1 protein-coding gene and 1 pseudogene are annotated in these 987 nt (G+C 73.3%); one reads left to right on the forward strand and one right to left on the reverse strand.

Annotation, left to right across the window (positions count from 1 at the left end; translation table 11 throughout):
- The coding region (locus AC31A1_RS51875; RefSeq protein WP_489659990.1) for a hypothetical protein at positions 1–441 on the reverse strand (441 nt) is incomplete at its 3' end.
- A gap of 354 nt (positions 442–795) precedes the next feature.
- Between AC31A1_RS51875 and AC31A1_RS51880 the strand changes: the two are divergent.
- Positions 796–987, forward strand: a pseudogene (locus tag AC31A1_RS51880) (2-oxoglutarate dehydrogenase, E2 component, dihydrolipoamide succinyltransferase); the annotation flags it as partial.

The following is a 987-nucleotide window of genomic DNA, read 5'->3' on the forward strand; positions in this document are numbered from 1 at the left end:
TCGGCCGGGGACGCGGCTGACGATGCCGGCGGTGACGTCGAGTCGGGTCGGTCCGTGGGTGGGGCTCCAACTCGGGGTGTGGTTATGGACGTTGGTGTCCAGCTGGGTCACCCGGTCTCGGGGTCCCAGGCCGGCGGCGCGGCCGTAGACGTCGGCGGTGACTTCGAGCTGTGCCAGCCTGTGTCGGGTTCCCGGGGTGGCGGTGTGGCTGTGGACGGCGATGGTGTTTCCGCCTTGGACCGCCCCGTGTCGGGGTCCCAGGTCGGCGATGCGGTCGTAGACGCTGGCGGTGACTTCGAGCTGTGCCAGCCTGTGTCGGGTTCCCGGGGTGGCGGTGTGGCTGTGGACGGTGATGGTGTTTCCGACTTGGACCGCCCCGTGTCGGGGGCCCAGGTCGGCGGCGCGGTCGTAGACCCTGGCAGTGAATTCGAGCTGTGCCACCCCGCGTCAGGCTCCCCGGGTGGCGGTGTGGCCGTGGACGGCGATGGTGTTTCCGAGCCGGGCCACCCCGTGTCGGTCCCCCCGGCCGCCGCCGCGTCTGTAGGCGTCGGCGCTGATTTCGAACCGGGACCTTCCGCGTCCGAACCCCCGACACCGCCCGGCGCGGTCCTCCCGCCCATCGACCGGCCCAAGCCTCTGCACGACCCCGATCCCTACAGCACCCCGCCGTACGGTGAGCCGGGGCCCTGGGCGCCCGCGCCGGCCGTTCAGCATCCGGGGGGCGCCTCTGCGTCCGGGGTGGTCCCACAGGCCTCCACAGCGGCTCCTGGCGCTTCCGTCCCGTGCACCGGTCCCGTGTCTCCTGGTACTCCCGCACCAACTTTCGCCGACACCGCGCCTGCCGGCACCCTTGCGCCCGCGCTTGGCGGCGACGCCTCGGCGCCGGCGCCCGTCGCTCTCCCTGCACCACCCCTCTCCAACGCCTCGACCACCGCCCCTCTCACCCCACCCGACCTCGCCCACACCCCTGTCGTCCCGGACCAGGCC

The organism is Streptomyces sp. P5F9, from assembly GCF_057961495.1.